The organism is Sinomicrobium endophyticum (assembly GCF_052983315.1).
The window spans coordinates 221,566-241,002 of record NZ_JBRKIS010000041.1; the positions used below are offsets into that span (position 1 = coordinate 221,566).

The 19,437-nt window shown below is 45.3% G+C and carries 24 protein-coding genes; 21 read left to right on the forward strand and 3 right to left on the reverse strand.

Annotation, left to right across the window (positions count from 1 at the left end; all coding sequences use genetic code 11):
• Positions 1-225 precede the first annotated feature (225 nt).
• From ACVBDU_RS16205 to ACVBDU_RS16265, 13 genes are all read left to right on the forward strand, one after another.
• The gene (locus ACVBDU_RS16205; RefSeq protein WP_447180768.1) at positions 226-915 is read left to right on the forward strand and encodes a hypothetical protein; all 690 of its coding nucleotides are present in this window, start codon (positions 226-228) and stop codon (positions 913-915) included.
• The gene (locus tag ACVBDU_RS16210) at positions 902-1,183 is read left to right on the forward strand and encodes a hypothetical protein (RefSeq protein WP_447180769.1); all 282 of its coding nucleotides are present in this window, start codon (positions 902-904) and stop codon (positions 1,181-1,183) included. The genes ACVBDU_RS16205 and ACVBDU_RS16210 overlap by 14 nt, the downstream gene beginning before the upstream one ends.
• A 32-nt stretch (positions 1,184-1,215) precedes the next feature.
• Positions 1,216-2,052 (forward strand): helix-turn-helix domain-containing protein, encoded by an 837-nt coding sequence (locus ACVBDU_RS16215; RefSeq protein WP_447180770.1) that lies wholly within the window; start codon positions 1,216-1,218, stop codon positions 2,050-2,052.
• A 28-nt stretch (positions 2,053-2,080) separates the two neighbouring features.
• On the forward strand, positions 2,081-2,926 hold the full coding sequence (locus ACVBDU_RS16220; protein ID WP_447180771.1) for an RteC domain-containing protein: 846 nt from the start codon (positions 2,081-2,083) through the stop codon (positions 2,924-2,926).
• A 278-nt stretch (positions 2,927-3,204) separates the two neighbouring features.
• Positions 3,205-3,480 (forward strand): helix-turn-helix domain-containing protein, encoded by a 276-nt coding sequence (locus ACVBDU_RS16225; protein WP_447180772.1) that lies wholly within the window; start codon positions 3,205-3,207, stop codon positions 3,478-3,480.
• Positions 3,480-4,019 carry a hypothetical protein gene (locus ACVBDU_RS16230; protein WP_447180773.1) on the forward strand — a complete coding sequence of 180 codons (540 nt, stop codon included), beginning with the start codon at positions 3,480-3,482 and terminating at the stop codon, positions 4,017-4,019. Before ACVBDU_RS16225 ends, ACVBDU_RS16230 begins: the two co-directional genes overlap by 1 nt.
• Complete coding sequence (locus ACVBDU_RS16235) at positions 4,016-4,678, forward strand: ATPase (protein ID WP_447180774.1); 663 nt, start codon at positions 4,016-4,018, stop codon at positions 4,676-4,678. The genes ACVBDU_RS16230 and ACVBDU_RS16235 overlap by 4 nt, the downstream gene beginning before the upstream one ends.
• A 2-nt stretch (positions 4,679-4,680) precedes the next feature.
• Complete coding sequence (locus tag ACVBDU_RS16240) at positions 4,681-4,995, forward strand: hypothetical protein (RefSeq protein ID WP_447180775.1); 315 nt, start codon at positions 4,681-4,683, stop codon at positions 4,993-4,995.
• Positions 4,996-5,369: 374 nt separating this feature from the next.
• Complete coding sequence (locus tag ACVBDU_RS16245; protein WP_514372384.1) at positions 5,370-5,768, forward strand: thioredoxin family protein; 399 nt, start codon at positions 5,370-5,372, stop codon at positions 5,766-5,768.
• A 29-nt stretch (positions 5,769-5,797) separates the two neighbouring features.
• On the forward strand, positions 5,798-5,998 hold the full coding sequence (locus tag ACVBDU_RS16250) for a hypothetical protein (protein ID WP_447180777.1): 201 nt from the start codon (positions 5,798-5,800) through the stop codon (positions 5,996-5,998).
• A gap of 73 nt (positions 5,999-6,071) precedes the next feature.
• Entirely contained in the window at positions 6,072-6,773 is a 702-nt protein-coding gene (locus ACVBDU_RS16255; RefSeq protein ID WP_447180778.1) for a GLPGLI family protein, read from the forward strand.
• The gene (locus ACVBDU_RS16260) at positions 6,770-9,442 is read left to right on the forward strand and encodes a carboxypeptidase-like regulatory domain-containing protein (protein ID WP_447180779.1); all 2,673 of its coding nucleotides are present in this window, start codon (positions 6,770-6,772) and stop codon (positions 9,440-9,442) included. Before ACVBDU_RS16255 ends, ACVBDU_RS16260 begins: the two co-directional genes overlap by 4 nt.
• A 432-nt stretch (positions 9,443-9,874) precedes the next feature.
• Positions 9,875-10,021 (forward strand): hypothetical protein, encoded by a 147-nt coding sequence (locus ACVBDU_RS16265; protein WP_447180780.1) that lies wholly within the window; start codon positions 9,875-9,877, stop codon positions 10,019-10,021.
• 69 nt (positions 10,022-10,090) lie between these two features.
• On the opposite strand, the gene ACVBDU_RS16270 is transcribed toward ACVBDU_RS16265, so the two are convergent.
• From ACVBDU_RS16270 to ACVBDU_RS16280, 3 genes are all read right to left on the reverse strand, one after another.
• Positions 10,091-10,408: a hypothetical protein gene (locus ACVBDU_RS16270; RefSeq protein WP_447180781.1), complete on the reverse strand. Its 318-nt coding sequence runs from the start codon at positions 10,406-10,408 to the stop codon at positions 10,091-10,093.
• A gap of 99 nt (positions 10,409-10,507) precedes the next feature.
• Positions 10,508-11,557 carry a serine hydrolase domain-containing protein gene (locus ACVBDU_RS16275; protein ID WP_447180782.1) on the reverse strand — a complete coding sequence of 350 codons (1,050 nt, stop codon included), beginning with the start codon at positions 11,555-11,557 and terminating at the stop codon, positions 10,508-10,510.
• A 177-nt stretch (positions 11,558-11,734) separates the two neighbouring features.
• Positions 11,735-12,406, reverse strand: coding sequence for an N-acetylmuramoyl-L-alanine amidase family protein (locus ACVBDU_RS16280; RefSeq protein ID WP_447180783.1), 672 nt, complete (start codon positions 12,404-12,406; stop codon positions 11,735-11,737).
• 193 nt (positions 12,407-12,599) lie between these two features.
• Here ACVBDU_RS16280 and ACVBDU_RS16285 point away from each other — a divergent pair, with 193 nt between their 5' ends.
• Genes ACVBDU_RS16285 through ACVBDU_RS16320 form a run of 8 tightly spaced genes read left to right on the forward strand, consistent with a single transcriptional unit; the run spans position 12,600 to position 19,394 of the window.
• Positions 12,600-12,887 carry a hypothetical protein gene (locus tag ACVBDU_RS16285; protein ID WP_447180784.1) on the forward strand — a complete coding sequence of 96 codons (288 nt, stop codon included), beginning with the start codon at positions 12,600-12,602 and terminating at the stop codon, positions 12,885-12,887.
• Positions 12,887-13,171, forward strand: a complete 285-nt coding sequence (locus ACVBDU_RS16290; protein ID WP_447180785.1) for a VirB3 family type IV secretion system protein — start codon at positions 12,887-12,889, stop codon at positions 13,169-13,171. Before ACVBDU_RS16285 ends, ACVBDU_RS16290 begins: the two co-directional genes overlap by 1 nt.
• On the forward strand, positions 13,158-15,572 hold the full coding sequence (locus tag ACVBDU_RS16295; protein WP_447180786.1) for a TraG family conjugative transposon ATPase: 2,415 nt from the start codon (positions 13,158-13,160) through the stop codon (positions 15,570-15,572). The genes ACVBDU_RS16290 and ACVBDU_RS16295 overlap by 14 nt, the downstream gene beginning before the upstream one ends.
• Positions 15,569-16,174 (forward strand): TrbJ/VirB5 family protein, encoded by a 606-nt coding sequence (locus tag ACVBDU_RS16300; protein ID WP_447180787.1) that lies wholly within the window; start codon positions 15,569-15,571, stop codon positions 16,172-16,174. Before ACVBDU_RS16295 ends, ACVBDU_RS16300 begins: the two co-directional genes overlap by 4 nt.
• Positions 16,174-17,001 (forward strand): hypothetical protein, encoded by an 828-nt coding sequence (locus tag ACVBDU_RS16305; protein ID WP_447180788.1) that lies wholly within the window; start codon positions 16,174-16,176, stop codon positions 16,999-17,001. The genes ACVBDU_RS16300 and ACVBDU_RS16305 overlap by 1 nt, the downstream gene beginning before the upstream one ends.
• Positions 17,002-17,023: 22 nt before the next feature.
• Positions 17,024-17,653, forward strand: a complete 630-nt coding sequence (locus tag ACVBDU_RS16310) for a conjugal transfer protein TraK (protein WP_447180789.1) — start codon at positions 17,024-17,026, stop codon at positions 17,651-17,653.
• 11 nt (positions 17,654-17,664) lie between these two features.
• A complete protein-coding gene (traM, locus tag ACVBDU_RS16315) occupies positions 17,665-18,603 on the forward strand; it encodes a conjugative transposon protein TraM (protein WP_447180790.1) in 939 nt (312 codons plus the stop codon).
• A complete protein-coding gene (locus tag ACVBDU_RS16320; protein ID WP_447180791.1) occupies positions 18,600-19,394 on the forward strand; it encodes a DUF4138 domain-containing protein in 795 nt (264 codons plus the stop codon). The genes traM and ACVBDU_RS16320 overlap by 4 nt, the downstream gene beginning before the upstream one ends.
• Positions 19,395-19,437: the final 43 nt, after the last annotated feature.

A 19,437-nucleotide genomic window follows, 5' to 3' on the forward strand; every position in this document is an offset into this window, starting at 1 on the left:
TCAAATTTAGCAAAATCTGTCCAAAATACGTGTTGTTTTAACATAAAAAACCCACACTATTATTTTCGGAAAATGTAGGTATCATTTTCGGAAAACGCACTATCACTGCCTTGCAGCGCCCGTATGCTGCACATAGTTTTGTCCAAGGATTCCAAGAGTCTGGTTCTGCTTACCCGGGTGGAATGAACCGATTGAAACCAAAATCGGACATAACACAATTACACCATGAAAACTTTGGCAATCTTTTGTATAGGTATGGTATGCCTTACCGTATCCTGTAGCCCTGACCATGAAATGAACACCGAACCCCATGCCCTGCGCATGGAACCTTCCCCTACCGATTCCGCCCGTGCTACGAACAGCAACGGACTGGCCGGACAGCTATACCGGGAATTTTTGGCCCATCATGAGACCGAAGATATTTCACTCTGGAGTTTTGACGATATAGACCGGGAAGTACGGTCCTTGTTCATCGACCATGGGCATAAACTATCCGCTTCCGTGGATGTACCTCCCGGGGCGGCCATGCCCACCAGTGATGAACGCATTGAAACCGTTTTGGAAGGTTTTACCCTTTCAGAACCTGCAAGAGAAAGTCTTTTGGCCTTTCTCAATACCCTTACCGGTTTCCCCCCCGACAATTCCGGGGATCGGCAGGACTATGTTCAGGCCTACGGTTTTGAAGTGGCCCAACAGACCACCTGGACCAAGGAAGACCGGAGGGTCATCCTGACCACCATCTCCCTCATAAGCCATATTGACCTAACGCTCTATGCGGATGATGGCGACCGTGAGGACGAGGACTGGGACATAGGGGTCGGAAACAAGTCACCCGTTGTCGCCCAATCTTTGGAAAATACAGTGACCGTAGTTGCCCTGGCCGTCTATTACACCTCGCGCTATGAGCCTTTTTGATCGGTTTTACACCGAACCCTATATAAAATTGGGGAACAGGCTGCTCAACGTCCTAATCGTTTTGCTCATGGCCTTCAATGTGGTACTGGCCCTTCTCGCGTTCAAAGTACACTCCTATCTGATGGTGGTCGCCCATCTGTTCGACGGTGGCACAGAGATCCACGGGACCAGGGGGCCGGCCATCCTGCTCTACCTGATCGCACTGGCCAATATCCTGATGCTATTTATACACCTTATGGCCAGGATATACCGGACGGACAGCTATTAATCCAACATCCCATATCTAACCAAATAACCGCCATGGAACAGGATCTACCCCGTCCCTATTCCGTTGTTCATATAGACCTTAAGGATCCTATCCGGAAGCTGGAAAGCATGCTGGAGGAAAACCGTTTTAACCTTTTGATGGTGGACAACGGCTACCTGGACATCGAAATTGATAGGGACAGGGTCACCCTTAATTCCAAAGATCTCTGCTTGTTGATCGGTATCCCGCCCAAAAAGGTACAAATCAGCAACCACACGGCAGCCCTCTGGGTGTTGTCCCTGGACCCTGCCCACGTTTATGGAAAAGGCTTGTTCCGGAACAACCCGGCTTTGCTCTGCTTTCTGGAAAACCTGGGATTTTCGAAGATTTCCTTGAAGGCCATGGATGCAACCCTGCTGCTACAACGGCTCAGGTTTTTGGAGGCCTTGCATCACAATTCACGGCATTGCAATCAATGGCATCGGGAGATTCGGTCCTTTTTGCAGGAACTGTGGGAAATCCATGTGAAGTACCTTCCGGAAACGGTAAGCGAATGGCAACATCATCAAGTCCTTGCGTTTCGGTTTTTACAATTGCTCGAAACCCATTTCAGAAGACACCATACCGTGCACTTCTATGCGGATGCCCTTTATGTGAGCCCGGATTACCTGACCAAAGTGGTCCGGGACATCACTGGGAAAACGGCAAAACAATGTATTGAGGAACGTTTGGTTGTTGCCTCCTTAAAAATGCTGCGGAAAAAAAGCCCCATTACCAGGATCTGGAATGTATTGGGATTCAAGACATCCTCGCATTTCAGCTTTTTTTTCAAAAAACACACTTCCCTTACACCTTCGGATTTTCGACAACAGGAACTTGGGGAGAAATAGCTATGGGGCCAAAAAATCGTAAAGAGAAATGGACACCCATAAATACATATTGCAAAAACTCAATGAGGACCTGGACCTTTTGGAACAGGAAACGGAAGATGTGCTGGTAAAGGCCGAAAAAGGGATCAAGTATTCCAGGATGGCCATGCGCAACATGCGGAAACAGGTTCTGGAAAACGCATTTGCTTCCGTTCCGGATGAAATTGCCTTTTTCAAGAAGATCAAACCAAGGTTGTGCAGTAAACTCATTTATTACGCCAAACTCTTCAACATTGAGAGCAAACGGCCCAGGGGCAGCAACAAATCCCAGGTCAAATACTTCTATAACCATATCCGCAAATTACAGGACTACTTTAATGACAACCTGGAATTCTATCATTACTACCGCCGTAACAGCACCTATCTGGACCAGCAGTACTTCCTCCGTGGTAAAACGGATGTCCGCCTTGGTCTGGACACCCATTTTTGTTTCTCCGATGAAGAATTCTCCACCAGTCACGATAGTACGGTGGCTACCATCCTGGCATACGATATGCTCATCGTGTACCTGAAGTCCGAAATCGACAAATTGGAAAATTACAATGGCATGGAAACAAACGGCCCTACTTTCGATAAATTCACCAAACTCTTTTGGACGGCCAACAAGGTCGATCTGATAGAACTAATCTATGCCCTCCACAGTATTGGGGCCATCAATCACGGCCTGGCAGACATCAAGGAACTCGCCTATATTTCAGAGCAGCTCTTTAGGATCGATCTGGGCGACTACTACCACACCTTTTTGGAAATCCGTTCCCGGAAGATCAACCCGACTAAATTCCTTGATGGTCTCAAAGTTTCCCTTCTTCAGAAAATGCGTGAACTGGACGAGTAAAAACACCCAACTTGGGTACATCTTGGGTATTTTGGAAAATGAAGGTCCATCCATAAAATCTGTTATGTTTTAGCAAGGTGCCAACCTTTGCCAGGTGCCATAACCCCCCAAACAAATGCAGATAAAATGCGAGGAAAAAAACACCCAAGTTGGGTGCGTCTTGGGAAAAAAATCCATCAAATCCCATCAAGTTTGTACAACGAAAGTCAAATCAGCTGAGGGGCCACTAAAGTAGGTGACAGTACAGCAGTGGTCCCTTATCACAAAACCGTTTTATTATGGGAGCATCAATCGTTACAACAGAAGACCTGATGGAATTCAAACTAGAACTCCTGGACGACATCAAGCAACTATTGCAAAACCACAACGGCCATCCAGTCAAAAAATGGCTCAAATCCCCGGAAGTCATGAAGCTGTTGGGCATTTCGTCCGGAACCCTACAGAATTTGAGGATCAACGGTACCCTTCCCTATACCAAGGTCGGGGGTACGCTCTATTATGATTATGAAGATATAGCGCAATTGATGCAAAACAACAGGGTAGCCAAGTTTTGATGGAGGATGTCAACTATATCAAACATCTGAACGGGGTATTTGAACAGTTTGCCAAGGACGGCCGACTGAACCCCACCCATATCAGTCTCTATGTGGCCCTGTTCCAATTGTGGAATATCAACTTCTTTAAGGACGGGTTCTATATCAACCGGGAGGAAGTCATGGAACTTGCCAAGATCGGTTCCAAGTCCACATACCACCGCTGCATCAAGGAACTGAGCCATTGGGACTATATCCTGTACACGCCCTCACATAATCCCTATAAGGGAAGCCGCATCAAGATGTTCGATTTTGGGACAAGTACTGGACAAGTAGTGGACCAAAGCCGTACCAAAATCGGGACAAGCAATGGACAAGCAGTGGTACCTATAATAAAACATATTCAAACTATAGAAAACAAAACAAACCATAACAAACCACCGTTCTTTAAAAAAAGGCACTTCAATGGCTCGAAAATAAATGGCAAACCGGGCTCCAGTGTCCCATATCCGGACAACCTGGGAACCAATTCCGATAAAACCTACGACGATCCCCTATGAGCAACAAGAACCCACATATCATCATCGAAGGCGCTGTGCAATACCCCCTTGGAACACTTAAAGGGAACTGTATCCAATACGATTTTGACAAGATGCTCATTTACCTGGATGCCAAGGGGAAACTCTTGTTCGGCAGGAACTTCAAGATCCACGAGGAAGACCGGGAGACCCTCTTTAAGCTTTGCTCCTACTTTATCGGGGATCGGGGTGTCTGTGGCAAATTCGGGATTGATACCAACAAAGGGCTCCTGCTCACAGGACCGGTGGGCTGCGGCAAGACTTCCCTGATGCGCTTGCTCCGGCACATGGTGCCCCACAAACGGCCCTATGAGGTCATCCCCACACGGAACATCGTGTTTGGATTCAACAACATCGGATATACCGTCATCGAACATTATGGCGACCGAAGGTTCTATTGTCTGGACGACCTGGGGGTAGAACCCGCCGGGCGGCATTTCGGCAAGGACTGCAATGTCATCGGGGAAATATTACTCTCCCGCTACGATCTCTTTATTAAGCATAAGGTGAGGACACATGCCACTTCCAATCTCAATGCGGAGGAACTGGAAGAACGTTACGGCAACCGGGTACGGAGCAGGATGCGGGAGCTCTTCAACCTGGTGGCCTTTAGTGCAAAGACCAAGGATAAAAGAAAGTGACCATGGACCGAAATGGATTATTGAACATCTACGAACAATATTATCGGAACGGCAAAAAGTATGGCTTTTACCTGCGGGAAAGCACCTGGCTATCCATCGGACAGGTACTCTTTATCGTAGGCGTCCGGGAAGGTGATGACCTAAGGGGAAACCCGCCCTTTTTCAACAATCCCAAAGTCTATGTAAAACTCCATTACGCCAATTCCATCGGGGAAATTGACGACTCCACCAAATACAGGGTCATCAGGATCATGGACGGAGGCACATACAGGTACCAGCCCGTGGATGAGGATTTTAAAATGCCACCAAAACCGTGACACCTTCATTGAGGTTATGTTTTCTAATTCCCTATCAAAAAATCATAAAATCACTTATTGCCGATAAATACCACATATACAAGTTTCAATACCACATATACATTATACTTGTTTATTTATTGAATATTTTTCCTACTTTCAAATAAGTATTAATCGAGTTTTCTACGTACGAATTTAGACACTAAAATTTGAAAATTTTGAGTGATTATCCAGAATTCTTTTTTGCCACCAATATCATAAACCAAAGTGAAAAAACCATTTTTTTTACCGTTAAAAGACATTTTTTCAATTTATTGATTTTTACTTTTCTTCTGGTTCCATTCACATCAACTTCCCAAAAAGACATCAATGTTGGATTAATCGACAACACTGAAATGGAGATCCTGTACAATCTGAAGTGGTTCTCGAAGAAGTATGTTGATTTTGCTCCGACTTATAAATTTACTGACAAAATGGTCAGGGACTTGGAGCATAGTCATTTTTTGGTGTTTATGGGTACCTGGTGCCACGATACCAAAATGTTCCTTCCGAAATTTTTGAAGCTGATGGATAGTCTGGAAATATCCAAAGACCGAACAACCTTGTATAATGTCGATAAAAAAAAACGACATCCCAGGGCTCCCATAAAAAAATACGGGATCAAATATGTACCCACGGTCATTTTTATCAAAGATGGTGAGGAAGTCGGAAGAATTGTGGAGTTTCCTTTCTATTCCATAGAAGAGGATATTTCAAAAATGTATGCAAATTTAGACAAAGACACTAAAGAGTAACTTATTTATTAACCATTAATTTTTTAACTATGAAGAATGCTTTTGTATTATTGGCCGTAGCATTTATGGCCTATCCCATGATGGCCGGTACGGCAATGGAAAACCCGGCACCACCACAGGATTGTCATGCCTATGCCTGTGCAATGGCCGAGCATGGCGCCGCACAAGGTGGGGATGTCAATGAATTTTATGAAATGGCCTACGATCAGTGTATGGAGGACCAGCAGTAAAAAGGGGATTTCTATCAAAGTACGGGACTATCCAGTTTTTGGGCAGTCCCGTATTCTTAATATATTTAGAATTATGATAAAAAATTTAATCACCATCCTAGTTTTCCTAACTGTAGGATTACATACTTATGCCCAGGAAGGGTTGGTTGAGTACCATAGCATTTATTATGATATGCCCAATGTAGAGAAGGATAAGGATTTTAAGAGAAAAACGGCACTTGAGATCAATGACATGAGATATGCACTCCGATACAATGGCCATCAATCCTATTTTGAAGAACTGCCCAGAGTGCCCCATGACGAGTTTATGGGAAAAGCCGCCTCCATAATAGCCTATTCAGATAGGCCCTGGCACCAAGACGCCAAGAAGAACACCCCGTTTAGAAACAAAAAAATAAAGGACTCTATGTACATTGTCTCCCATAAGGACAGGATGGAGGGATGGACCTTACAAAACGAGTCCAAGGACATCGATGGATATACCTGTTACAAGGCCACAAAACACCATGTCCAATACTATACGGAGATTGAATTCATCATTGAAGCTTGGTACACTCCCGAGATTCCGGTACCCTATGGTCCTGCCGGGTTTGGGGGCTTGCCAGGACTTATCCTGCAATTGGAACGTAGCCATGTCATATTTGTAGCGGATAAGGTAACATTGAACCCTAAAGGGGGTATCAAACCGATAAAAGCAATGGCACCGGGACGGGTGATCACCAACGAAGAAAAGGGTAATTTGATGAGAAGAGCACGAAAAGTAACCGAAGATTGATACAGCATTTTAATAGGCAAAACCATTTTATCATACAAATATCAGCACTGTTGGTAGCTGTAGGCAGTTTCGCCCAAATAAAACCCTCTTTTTCCGGAATTGTCAAGGATATTACGGGCCATGGGCTGGAAGGGTCCAATATAGTCCTCTATCCTACCAATAAGGCCATTCCTCCCTCTTTTGCCGTGTCGGGTAAGGACGGGACATTCAAAGTAAACGTGGTAAGGGACGAAGCCTATACCCTGAACATAACCTTTATAGGGTTTGAGCCTGTAAAAGAGAGCATCGTTTTTACGCAGATGGCCACTACCAAAGACTATGTGCTCCAGGAAGCCCTGAATGAACTGGAGGAGGTGGTAATCAATTACACCCCGCCGATAGAGTTCAAAAAAGATACGACTACCTATCAAGTGGACGCCTTTGTCAACGGTAAGGAAAGGAAGCTCGGGGCCGTTCTCAAAAAACTTCCCGGAGTCTCCGTAAACCGGGACGGAGAGGTCTTTTTCAAGGACAAGAAAGTGGAGGCGGTCCTGGTGGAGAACAAGACATTTTTTACGGGACAGCCCAAAATGGCCACCAAGAACATCCCGGCCGATGTGGTAAGTGAGGTTCAAATGATAGAGGACTACAGCGAAACCCCTTTTTTAAAGGAGTTTGAAAACTCGGACAACCTTGTCATGAACATCAAGCTGAAAGAAGGAAAGAAAAACTTTCTTTTTGGCGATATAGAATCCGGTTTGGGACACAAGGACAGGTACCGGTTCCATCCCAGCGTCTTCAAATATTCCCCGACCACAGTACATAATTTTATAGGTGACATGAACAATACCCCGTCCAGGTCCTTTACCCTGTCCGACTATATTTCCATGGAGGGGGACAAAGATGTCCATGGCATCATTGATGCCTACAATTCACCCATTGGCAAATTTTTACAGAACACAGATTATTACAAAAACAACCACTATTTCGGGGGATATAATTTTCAGTATAACCCGGACAAGGTCAATGAATTGAGGATATTTGCCCTGGGTATGTTGGATAGGTCCTCTAATCAGGATGTATATGACTATACGTACCAACCCTCACAGGCAACAGAGCTCAGATCGAACGATCTCACCAACAAGAATAGAATGTTTTACGGAAAAGTAAAGTACAAATACACTCCGGACCTGTACACTGTTGTGAAGCTGGACTTTGCCTATGACAGGACAAACCTTGAGCGTGACGGCCTGAACATATCCAACAACAATGAGGGGCAGCGGGACTATACCACTTCAAATAACCATGATGGGGAGCGTTTTTCGATGAATGCCATGATGGACAAATGGTTCTCGGGAAATAATGTATCCACGGCCAAACTGGGTTTCTCCGGTGCCAAAGAGTCCTATACCAACTCCTGGAACAGTCCTTTTAATATTTTTTCACCTTCCATACCCTTGTCCGAATCGGACACCTATGAAGTAAGCGATTTAGGAGAACGAAAATACTCAAATCTCGACCTGGACCTAAAGCACCATTACCGACCGTTCAGGACAAGCATGATCAGTTTTGGGTTCAATGCCAAAATACAGAAAAGCAGTTTGGAGAATCAGGCCATTCAGGATATTGACCAATCACAGGCCGTCAATCTTGATGGATTTGCCAATGATCTCAGCAGTCTTTTGACCGAGGTGAACACCTCTTTGACACATAAATGGTATATAAGCAGGCCATTTATCGTTGATTTTGGAGTAGTGTTCCAGAATATTTCCTGGAAAGATCGGAATCTCCTGAATGATCATTCGTATACTGACAACAATATCCTTCCGGTTGCCAAAATGGAATGGAACCTTGATGAGAAAAAAAGCCTCGAACTCTCCTACAATATGTCCGTGACCAATCCCCAACCCGACTCCAGACTCGTCGGACGCACCATTTCAGATTTTAACCGGATATTGGAAGGGGACCCTTTATTGACACAGCCTACAACTGAGAGAGTACTGTTGTCCTTTTCAATGGCAAAAACGTATGGCTTTAGTCTGTACACAAAGCTGGGTTATAGAAAACATAACAGGTCCATAGTTCAGAACATTGTATCCGATGGCATCGATGGAGAGATATCACCCTACCAACTGGACCATGGCCTGGACTCTTATGATGTATCTGTACGGGGCAAGTACAACCGTAAATATTGGAGGGTTTCCTTGGAAAACACATACTTTTCCAGGAACAGTATTTCCGTTTTCAATGGGGAGGAGCGGTTCAACAATTCAACAAATCTGAACAACGACCTGAGATTCAGCACGACTTTTGAAGAAGCACCCAATGTGGAGCTCGATATCAACAACTCATTTTATAAATATTCCAACCCCTTTTTTGTGAACAGGACCATTACCACGGATATCGATCTTTCTGGAATATATGATTATAAGGATTGGAAATTCGAGGCATCCTTTTTCCAAAATTTTTATAGCAACAGGAGCCAATCCAACAGTTCATATTTTAATTTGATCGGTGCCAAGGTGTTCTACCACAAGGAAGATTCCCCGTTTGAGATCGGGCTTGAAATTTATAACTTGGGCAACAATGTCAGCCAAATTTCCAACCAATATAATTCGATGTATTTTATGGAACACAGAAGACGTGTATTTCCAAGGACCCTTATGGTCAATTTGAATTATAAGTTATAATGGTTCTTTTCCTGTAGCCTTTCCCTGGAAACTTTTTGCCGGGAGAAAACCTCACCCCCCCCTTCCAAGGCAAATGATTTCCAATGCAATTAATGGGATGTTCATGTTACATGAACATTTCAATACAATGAACATTGTAATTGGAATTCAATTATAGTAGTATGGAAAATGTATGTTGTTGATACACCAATAAGGGTGGTTAAAAGGAAATCATCTGTACTGAAACTGATATTTTACCGCCATGCCGGTAATTAGAAGGTTAAAATTGCTGATTGCACCTTCTTCCGCTCTTCCATCTTTCGTTTTACCGCTATAACAGTAAAAAATTCGATTGTCATAAAAATCCCGATGAAGAAAGTGAGTTGACACTTAAAGAAAAGGAAACCAAAAGTTTAAGACTAAACAGACTTCTAGGCTAAAGAACGATTGCAATTGAACGAAAAAATAATGGCAGTGATTCTGGAGCAGATGCAAGAAGCAGTACCAAAATGGAAGGAGTTGATAGATATCTCTTTCCTTTCAGAGGAAATGAAAGAGAAGTATTTCAACTTGCTGGAAACCAGATTAAAAATGTTTTAATAAAATTGTAGTGTAGTTATCGGTAGCAGCCATTTTAAGCTAACAGAACAATCGGCGTGGACAAATCCATTACAGGGAATCGTCCTCCGCCCTTAACGATACTATCCTTCTTCTTTTTCGAATTTCCTTCCGGTGCTTTTTACAAAGGTCAAGATGCAATATTCTGTAAGTCCCCTCATCAATCTCCATATTGACGTCCCACTGCATTATATCATCCAAATCCCCTTTATTTACGGATTTGAGGTCATAGACCATATAATCCGAACATTCCGATCCGGTCAGTGAATCTATAGAATTCTGATAGAGATCGTTTGCCTTGTCATTAGCACATAGAACATATTTGTTTTCCATGGTTGCCATTGCTTTTACATTTTCCAATGGCAACATAATGAATTATTTACGTAGTTGGGCGGAAAGCTCCACGTCGTTCCCGTTTTCTTGGATAAAGTGTCCAAACCTCCGTAAGTATGCTATCCCAATCGATGATCATCTTTGTCCATCGGCCATAAGCTCAAAAATTTCCTTTCCGATCTTGGTAAGATCCCCCGTATCCGTATTGGCAAGGATCATGACCATGTCCTGAAAGGTTTTGTCCGTTAAGATCAGGGAATTGAACCCATCGATGTTGCCACTTCTACCAAGCAGGCCGTCTGCATTGATAAAGAAACCATAGGTAGGTTTTCCGTCCAACCAGTCCACATAATGGTCCATCTGGGCCCTAATGACCAATTCCTCCCTAGTCTTTTCAGAGATCAATATATTTTGTTGAAGGGCTTTGAGAAGTTTAAAGATATCTTCGGTAGTCGAGTATAGTGCCCCTGCTCCATAATAGTTGGACAAATATCTTCTGTCATTATACAGGGGATCGCTTGCATGCCCTGTTCCGAAAGTATAATTGTGGTATCCATAGGCCAACTGTTCAATGATACCGGACTCTTCCACCATTCCGGTATTTTTCAACCCTAGTGGATCTATTATGTTGGATTGGATATGTTGCGCAAAGGTCTTTCCCGTAACAGTTTCCAAAATCCTCGTCAGGAGGACATAATCCACATTGTTGTAATTGAAGGTTCCCGGCCCTTGGTCCCCTTCGGATAAAAAAGTGCCCAAATAATCATCCAGACCGTACATGGAGATATAGGCCTTGATAGGTTCATTCGCCAGTCCCGATACATGGAGCAAAAGGTCCGATACAGTAATGTTCCGCAAAAAGGAGGGCAGGTCATCCAAGAACCTGGATATGCTATCATTCAGGGCCAGCTTGTTCTCTTCCTGTAACCGTAAAATGGCAAGGGTGGTGAACAGTTTGGTCGAAGAGGCTATCGGAAACCGTGTTTCGGAATCTATGGGCACCTTGAACTGGAAATTGGCTAATCCCTTATAGATCTTATGGGTTACTTTACCATCTTTTACGACCAAAACAGAACCATTAAAATGCCCTTGGGAATGTTCGGAGTCGATTAAACTATCAATTGTGGACTGGCCCAGGCCCGACATCGGGACAATCAAGAGTAAGGTGAGCAACACTATTTTCATAAGTGATTTTCTGAATACAATAGAAAGATGTAGCTACACTTACTTTGTTACACCCTAACCAGACCTTTGCCAGGTTTTGTCATCCTAAACTTGTCTCCAAGAGGAAAAAATTATGGTAGAGGCTGTGGACATTCCACAAAGGATATACGTTAAGCAATATTGCGCGCAACACCTGAATTATTTAGGTTCAATTACATATGGCGCGGCTTTGGTACCATAATAATCCTCGACCCCAATTAAAATGGCCAGAGCCACAGCCCTGATATTTCCATAACCTAACAAATATCCGGCCTCATCCCCTTGGGACAAGAACCCCAGTTCCACCAAGACTGCCGGACAGACGCTCGCAGTTTCCCGCAGTACCTGAAAATCGGCAAACTTTACCCCACGGCTCTTAAAACCCAATTTCCGATTCAGTTCCTTTTGTAACCCATAGCCCAACCAAACCGAAGTATTGGAAAAAGAGGTTTTTCCTTTATAAGCATATACTTCCACCCCACTGGCATTGGGGTTATTGGAATGGTTGCAGTGCAGGGAAATGAACAGATCCGCTTTGAGCTCCTTGGCCAATTTGGCCCTGTCCGAAAGAGAAACCAAGGTATCCCTGTACCGGGTCAGGTAGATATCCACTTTATCATTTAGAAATACCTTGTTCAACCGTACCATCTCACGGGCCACTTGCAGTGCAATGTCCTTTTCCATCATTCCATTTAAACCTATGGCCCCGGAATCCATTCCGCCATGTCCTGGGTCTATGACAACAATTTTTCCTTCGGTCAGATTTTGCCCAAAAACGAAGCTGAATTTCAGGACCAATAGGAGGAAAATGACGTTTTTGGTAGTTTCCATACGTTACGATTTTTAGGTTATCAACAAGGGCCTTCCGGATTTCCATAGGATTTGATACCAATCCGCACCAAAAAAAACCAATCCGTTTCAAATAATATTTTATCCACAAATACCTGATTACCCGCTATTTACATAGATTAATATAGTACTTTTTTCAAAGCAAAAAACCAGTTGAACCTTTAATTGTTTTGACATGAAAAAAGCACTGTTTCTTTCCCTGACATCATTTTTTGTCTCCGGAACCCTTTTGGCCCAGATCGGGGGCATTGAGGATTCGGTCAATGACATTTCCAGTACCATCCGGACCATATTCCCCATCATTTTGGCCGTCATTTTTTTAGTGGGCTTCCTGTTCAATGCCGGTCATTTCTTCGGGGAGAACGCCGACCTTAAAAAAGGGATTACCCGGGTTTTGGTCTTTGTACTGATTGCGGGTGCCGTGGTCGGCATATTCACTTATCTAATGGGCATTGTGGTCTAATGAAAAAGTTCGCACCCTATAAGAACATCCGGAAACAAGCAATGGTCCTGGGACTTCCCCTGCCCTATTTCGCCCTACAGATGATCTCGGTAATAAGCTCCCTTTTGGTCATCATATTTTCCTTTAGCCTTGGGGCCATTGCATCCGTATTGATCTGGAACGGCATATTATATGTTATCCTGTCCAGGCTTAGCCAAGACCCTGGAATGTTCCATCGGCAAAACGTATTTCCGCAGACCATCAGCAACAAAAAAACTAGCTATATGTTTTATGAAGAAGATTAATTTTTCAGCACACCATCCCATTCTGGATATCCAGGGCCATACCGTATTTGCCTCCAATGGCAATATTGTCCAATGTTATAAGGTTTCCCTACCAGAAATCTATTCCCAGTCCGAAACGGACTTTGAGGAATTGCACGGAAGCTGGTTCCAGGCTTTCAAGTCCCTTCCATCCGGAACCGTGGTCCATAAGCAGGACATCTATCGGAAAAACTGTTATACTGCCGATCAGCTGCCCAACGATACCTTTCTCCAGAAGGCCACGCACGACCATTTCAAAGAGAGGCATCATATGCAGCACCAAAGCTATCTGTTCTTTATGCTGCCCTTGGACAAGACCCTGAAAGCCTCCAAGTATGTCAATCCGTTCCGAAGGGTCGAAAACGGTATCCATAGAAAACTGGACCACCGGGTACTCGAATTTGTCGGGGCCGTGAACGATGCCGTTTCCTTTATCAACAACAGCAGAAAAGTGTCCATCGAACCCATTGGGGAGGACGCAATACTGGGATTGACCCATTCTTATTTCAACGGCTTCAACGAGGGTTTTGATACAGATATCCAACTGACCAAAAAAGGGGTGTCCATTGGCGAACACCATTTTGATGTCCTGGCCATCAACAGTGAGCGCTGTTTTGGGGAATCCCTTCAAAGCAGCAAGGTCAATGACAAATTCACCTCGGATGATTTTACTTTCCACCAAGGTTTTATCGACGGACTGGGCCTCGACCTTAACGAAGACCATATTGTAAACCATATCCTGTACCTGGATGACAAGCACAAATGGCGCAAGTTATTGGAGAAGAAGATCGAGGAACTCAGCAAGAGCTCCAACTTCGGAACACAGAACAAAGTAGTGCTGAAAAAAATCCGGCATATCGTGGACCGGATCAATGAAGATGACAGCTCCCGTATCATAAGGGGGCATCTCAATGTGGTCTTTTGGGCCGATGAAGCCGCACAACTGGGCAGGATTGCCTCAAAGATCAAAACAGAGTTCAAGGAACTGGATATGCTCCCCTATTATCCCAAGGGGGAAGAACGCAAACATTATTTCCTCAACTCCTATCCCTGCTTTGCCTCCAACTTTTCGGATGGAGACCTGTATGTGACCGACCTGAAGCACGCCCTCTGCTTGTACATCAACAACACGAATTACCGTTCCGATACAACGGGTATCATCTTCAATGACCGCCAGCACAACGTTCCCGTTCTCAAGGATGTATGGGATGAAAAAAAGAAACGCATCAAGGCCCGGAACTTTGCCATATTTGCCCCCACCGGGGAGGGCAAGTCCTTTTTGGCCAACAACATCCTGCGCCAGTATTTCGAGGCCGGTGTCCGTTTGGTCATCATCGACCTGGGCGGCTCCTATGCCAAGTTTGCCAAACTATATCCCGAGAAACATACCATACTCCGCTACGAACAGGGGAAGAACCTGGGCATCAACCCTTTTTACATTTCAGGGGAAGCCGACCTGACCCCGGAGCGCTTGGAGGACCTGGCTGTATTCCTGTTGGAACTCTTGGCCGAGGGCAAGCAAGTGTCCAAGGGCAAGGAAGTGGCCATGAAAAAAGTGTTGTTGCACTATTACCGGCAGGTCAGGACGTCCCATTCCCTGGCTTCCCTCTATGCCTTCGTGGATGTCAACAAGGAAACCCTTGTCCGGGAACTGGGCATTCAGGAGGCTCATTTTAGTATTTATGACTTTCTACATATCCTATCGGAATATGTGGAGGGCGGACTGTACAGTTTCTTGTTCAATGTGGGCGAAGACCAAACCTATAAGATCGAGGATAAAAGGCTTATCGTCTTTGAACTGGACGAGGTCAGGGACAATAAGGAAATCCTCTCTGTCATGCTCAAATTGATCAAATCGGCCATCCAGCGTACCATATGGCGGAACCGCTCCGAACGGGGCATCATTCTCTTCGACGAGTTTGCCAAACAATTGAAGTTCGGAAATGTCCTTGAATCCGTGGAATTCTATTACCAGGCCATCCGGAAACAGAACGGGGCCATCGGCATCATCCTACAGTCCATCAACCAGCTGCCCCAAAACAGTACCTCGGCCAGTATTCTGGAGAACACCCAGGTTATCTATAGCCTTAAAAATGAAAAGGGCTATGACGAACTGCAAAAAAGGCTCAATCTCTCCAAACACGACCTGAACCAACTGCGCTCCATCCGCAACAACCTGACCGGGGACCGGAAATACACGGAGATCTTCATCAAGATCGGAAAGGAGAGCAACATCTTCCGATTGGAAGTGCCGCCCGAGGTCTATGCTGCCTATCTCACCGATGGTGCCGAAAATGAGGCCATCATGCGGATTTATGAAAAGACCCGGGATATGGAACGGGCCATCCAAGAATTTTTAAATCAAAAAAACACTACAACATGAAAGTCTTAAAAGAGCATACCATTGGTAATTATGCCCTGACCTTGATATTGTCCCTGACCTTGGCTATATACCTGCCCGGCCGTGCCACGGCCCAGGGGATGCCCGTGTATGACAACACCAATTTTGTCAGCCTGGCCAAACAGCTGATCGAATCCGCCAAACAGACCTCCGAACTGCTAAAGACCGTGGAATTCTTGAAACAGCAAAAGGAACGCATCGAACAGGTCAGCAATGTCATCCAACAACTCGATGCGGTGGCCCAACTGATCCGGAACAACCAACAGCTGTTCCAAATGGTACAGGGGGACCTACGGGACATCCTCAACTCCCCCTATATCAGACCGGACGAAGTAGACCGGGTAACGGAATCCTTTGAAGAGATTCTGGAACGGTCTATGGAAAGTGTGGACTACATCGAAAGGATATTGACCAGCGACTACCTGAAAATGACCGATGCGGAACGCGCCATGGTACTTAAGGACCATGAGGCCCGATCGGATGAAATGGTCGCCGAGGTGTCCAGCAGGACACGGCGGTACAAAGAAATCATTTCCTTTCGGAAAATGCAGGACAGGATCAACAACCGCGAAACAGGATTCTGATGAGCATCGGATTGGAATATGTGGACACGGTCTTCCAGACCATCAAGAACAGTGACTTCTCCCAGTATACCATCACGGGGATGAAAGCACTGGCCGTGCTCTTTTTCCTGATCAACATCCTCAAAAAATACAATGAGGGCGTGGCCACCACCGACGGACATACCTGGGGCCTGACCCCAACGGAACTTGCCAAGAACTTTGCCATCGTCCTATTGGTCATTTTTTCCACCCAGGTCCTGGGCGTCTTTGACTCCATTCTGGTGGCCATTGAGGCCCAGTACAGGGACACGGCCCCGGCACTCCTCCCGTTACAGTTACAGGACGTGGACCTGGAACAGGATGTGGGTGCCCTGGAGGCCACCAAAAAGGCCATGGCCATCCTATACGAGGCCCTGGTCACTCCCCTTTATGGGTTGAAGATGCTGGCCTTTATAACAGGGGTCGTCCTTTGGCTCCTGGATCTATACATCTATCCCCTTTTCCTGGCGGAACGGTATTTTTTACTTGGTATCATGCAGGCCTTTTTCCCCTTAGTCATCAGTCTTGCAGTGTTTGAAAAGTTCCGTACCCTGGCCTATACCTTTTTTAAGCTCTATGCCGGGGTATATATGTTGGTCCCGGCATTTTTCCTGGTCAATGTCTTTGTAAATAACCTCTATACGGAGATCAATACCCACTTCTATGAAGACCTATTAGGGACGGATTGGGGCAGCGAGTTCTTTGCCCCCGTCGTCGAATGTGCCTCCATCGGATTTATAGTAATGCTAAAATTCAAGCTCTACCGAAAGGCCAGCACCTTTGTGCTCAGGCTCTTTTCAGGTGGGTAAAACGTGCAAAACCCTTATGAAAATGAAGATTCCCTATAAAAATATCTATGATGTATTAAAGACAAACCGATTTATCGTCCTGTCCGTGGTCATTACTTCGGCACTGACCTGTGTGGTGTCCGTCCTCTTGGTCATCAAACTCCACCGGGAGAGCACCGACAGTGCCTTTGTGGTCAATGGTGATGGTTCCGTGGTGCCCCTCCAACTGGTCTTCCAACGGGAAAACCTCGCCGTGGAGGCCAAGGCACACCTGGAGCTCTTCCACCGCTATTTCTACGGCATCGATGCCAGCAACTATGAAAGGAACCTGGAAAAGGCCCTTTGGCTGGGGGATGTTTCCGTCACCGACCTCTACCGGCAGAAGCAGGCCGAAGGGGTCTATAACCGATTGCTGCAATATTCACTCGTACAGGAAGTGGTCCGGGTGGAAAGCCAGTTGGAAGTTCAAAGGCAGCCGTACCCGTTCAGGTCGGTGACCCTCTTCAAGATCAACCGCGGTTCGGTCACCGATACCTATGAACTGACCACTACCGGAAACCTGGTGCACGTGGACCGGAATTTTCCCCACAACACCCATGGGCTATTGATCACCGATTTTTTTGAGAACTCCTTAAGAAGGATACAGACCGATGACAACCAAAAAAGAAATTAAACATCAATAGGATGAAACTACAGAAAAACAAGCTCATAGCAGTACTGACCATAGTTGGAGTGGTCCTCTTCATCGTGGGGTATTCCATACTGACCTTTAGAAAAAAAGAAGATCCAGAAGTCAAGGACAACCAAGTACCTGTCCCCAAACTGGGCGACGGCCAAAAGCAGTATAAGAGCAAACTGGAGGCTTTGGATGCCCTGAAGGAGGAACGGGAGGTCGATGCCCCCAGTGTCTATGACGAACGCTTGCTGGACTCCACTGGAACCTATGACCCCGATCTTCCCGATAAGGAAAAGATGCGGATCATTGACAGCATTTATGCCCAGGGAAAGATCGACTACACCGAAAAGACCTATCGCCATGCCCCGTCCATATCCGGTACAGCACCAAAACCCATCCCAAAGGACACGGTCCCCAAAAAAGTAAAGAATAAACAGAGCGAGGTTGCTGCCAAGGAAATCGGGCTGGAGCACCAACTCTTCTTTGCTTCTGATCCCACGGAAAATCCAATGGCAATTAGCTTAAACACGGACAGCCAATTATATGTCCGGGTGGATGGTACCCAGACCGTCAAACAACATTATCGCCTCCGGATGCGGTTAAACCGCCCGGCAAAGATCGGTGGAAAGATGGTCCCAAGGAACACCCTTCTTTATGGTTTTGTCAGTTTCAAGCCCAATCGGACCCTGATCACCATTGAACATATCGATAACCGCCCCATATCCTTTGGGGCCTATGACCTGGCCGATGGAAGTGAGGGCATCTATATCGAAAACAGTTTCCGGGAAGAAGTCCAAAGACAAGTGGTGGGTGATGTGGTGGACGATGTCAATGTCCCCGGGGTACCACAGGTCAGCGGCATCAAACAACTTTTTAGAAGGAGCAACCGACAGGTCAAGGTAACCGTTTTGGATGACTATCAAATCTTATTAAAACTAGAACCATGAGAACAATACTTCTACTATTGGCCCTGATGTTTTGTAGGGACCTGCAAGCCCAACAAAAGTTGGACACCCTTTACGCCAATGACAAAAAGAACGTGGCCCTGTTCTTTCCCGAGGCTATCCGTCAGGCTGTTACCGGGGCAACGCATTTTGTATTTACCTATAACCGGGAAAAAGAACAATACTTTGGTTTGTTACAGGCCCAGCCCGGAGTGGAAAGTAATCTCCTGGTGGTCACCGAGGACGGAAGTGTATTCTCCTATATCCTGAAATACTCCGAAAGGCTTCCCAAACTGAACTATTTTATCCCGCAATCAGAGCGTATCGGAAATGAAATGCCGATCAAGGCCACTCCCGAACCCTCCAAAAAAGTGAAGGATAGTACAACCTTGCGTTTGGAATATTTTGAACGGTTTGCCGAACATCTTTTGAAATCAAAGCGGAAACGTCTCAAAACCAAAAACAAAAAGGGCATCAAGCTCCAGTTGCAAGGGTTGGTCTATAACGGTCAGGAAACCTATCTGATCATGGAACTTTCCAATACCTCGGGGATTTCATTTGATATCGATTTTTTAAAAGTGTACAGGGTAAGCGGGAACAAAAAGCGGAAAGCCTCCTTCCAACAGCTGGAAATAGAACCCATCTATACCTATAAAATGCCATCAAGGATACGGAACAGCCAATCTTTTCGGTTTGTCTATGCTTTACCCAAGTTTGTACTGGGGGATAAGGAAAAATTGCAGTTGAAAATACAGGAACGCAAGGGAAGCAGGAAGGTTGTTTTGAAGTACTAAGGTGGTTGTTATAAGACATCCCAATATGTTCTATAAGGATAAT

Coding starts and splice junctions, on each gene's coding strand:
- ACVBDU_RS16215 (WP_447180770.1), top strand. CDS start 1,216: ATGGAACAGGATCTACCCCGTCCCTATTCCGTTGTTCATATAGACCTT.
- ACVBDU_RS16280 (WP_447180783.1), bottom strand. CDS start 12,406: ATGGAAACTACCAAAAACGTCATTTTCCTCCTATTGGTCCTGAAATTC.
- ACVBDU_RS16270 (WP_447180781.1), bottom strand. CDS start 10,408: ATGTTGCCATTGGAAAATGTAAAAGCAATGGCAACCATGGAAAACAAA.
- ACVBDU_RS16245 (WP_514372384.1), top strand. CDS start 5,370: ATGGAGATCCTGTACAATCTGAAGTGGTTCTCGAAGAAGTATGTTGAT.
- ACVBDU_RS16300 (WP_447180787.1), top strand. CDS start 15,569: ATGAAAGTCTTAAAAGAGCATACCATTGGTAATTATGCCCTGACCTTG.
- ACVBDU_RS16205 (WP_447180768.1), top strand. CDS start 226: ATGAAAACTTTGGCAATCTTTTGTATAGGTATGGTATGCCTTACCGTA.
- ACVBDU_RS16210 (WP_447180769.1), top strand. CDS start 902: ATGAGCCTTTTTGATCGGTTTTACACCGAACCCTATATAAAATTGGGG.
- ACVBDU_RS16285 (WP_447180784.1), top strand. CDS start 12,600: ATGAAAAAAGCACTGTTTCTTTCCCTGACATCATTTTTTGTCTCCGGA.
- traM (WP_447180790.1), top strand. CDS start 17,665: ATGAAACTACAGAAAAACAAGCTCATAGCAGTACTGACCATAGTTGGA.
- ACVBDU_RS16250 (WP_447180777.1), top strand. CDS start 5,798: ATGAAGAATGCTTTTGTATTATTGGCCGTAGCATTTATGGCCTATCCC.
- ACVBDU_RS16290 (WP_447180785.1), top strand. CDS start 12,887: ATGAAAAAGTTCGCACCCTATAAGAACATCCGGAAACAAGCAATGGTC.
- ACVBDU_RS16240 (WP_447180775.1), top strand. CDS start 4,681: ATGGACCGAAATGGATTATTGAACATCTACGAACAATATTATCGGAAC.
- ACVBDU_RS16295 (WP_447180786.1), top strand. CDS start 13,158: ATGAAGAAGATTAATTTTTCAGCACACCATCCCATTCTGGATATCCAG.
- ACVBDU_RS16225 (WP_447180772.1), top strand. CDS start 3,205: ATGGGAGCATCAATCGTTACAACAGAAGACCTGATGGAATTCAAACTA.
- ACVBDU_RS16255 (WP_447180778.1), top strand. CDS start 6,072: ATGATAAAAAATTTAATCACCATCCTAGTTTTCCTAACTGTAGGATTA.
- ACVBDU_RS16310 (WP_447180789.1), top strand. CDS start 17,024: ATGAAGATTCCCTATAAAAATATCTATGATGTATTAAAGACAAACCGA.
- ACVBDU_RS16305 (WP_447180788.1), top strand. CDS start 16,174: ATGAGCATCGGATTGGAATATGTGGACACGGTCTTCCAGACCATCAAG.
- ACVBDU_RS16230 (WP_447180773.1), top strand. CDS start 3,480: ATGGAGGATGTCAACTATATCAAACATCTGAACGGGGTATTTGAACAG.
- ACVBDU_RS16235 (WP_447180774.1), top strand. CDS start 4,016: ATGAGCAACAAGAACCCACATATCATCATCGAAGGCGCTGTGCAATAC.
- ACVBDU_RS16220 (WP_447180771.1), top strand. CDS start 2,081: ATGGACACCCATAAATACATATTGCAAAAACTCAATGAGGACCTGGAC.
- ACVBDU_RS16320 (WP_447180791.1), top strand. CDS start 18,600: ATGAGAACAATACTTCTACTATTGGCCCTGATGTTTTGTAGGGACCTG.
- ACVBDU_RS16275 (WP_447180782.1), bottom strand. CDS start 11,557: ATGAAAATAGTGTTGCTCACCTTACTCTTGATTGTCCCGATGTCGGGC.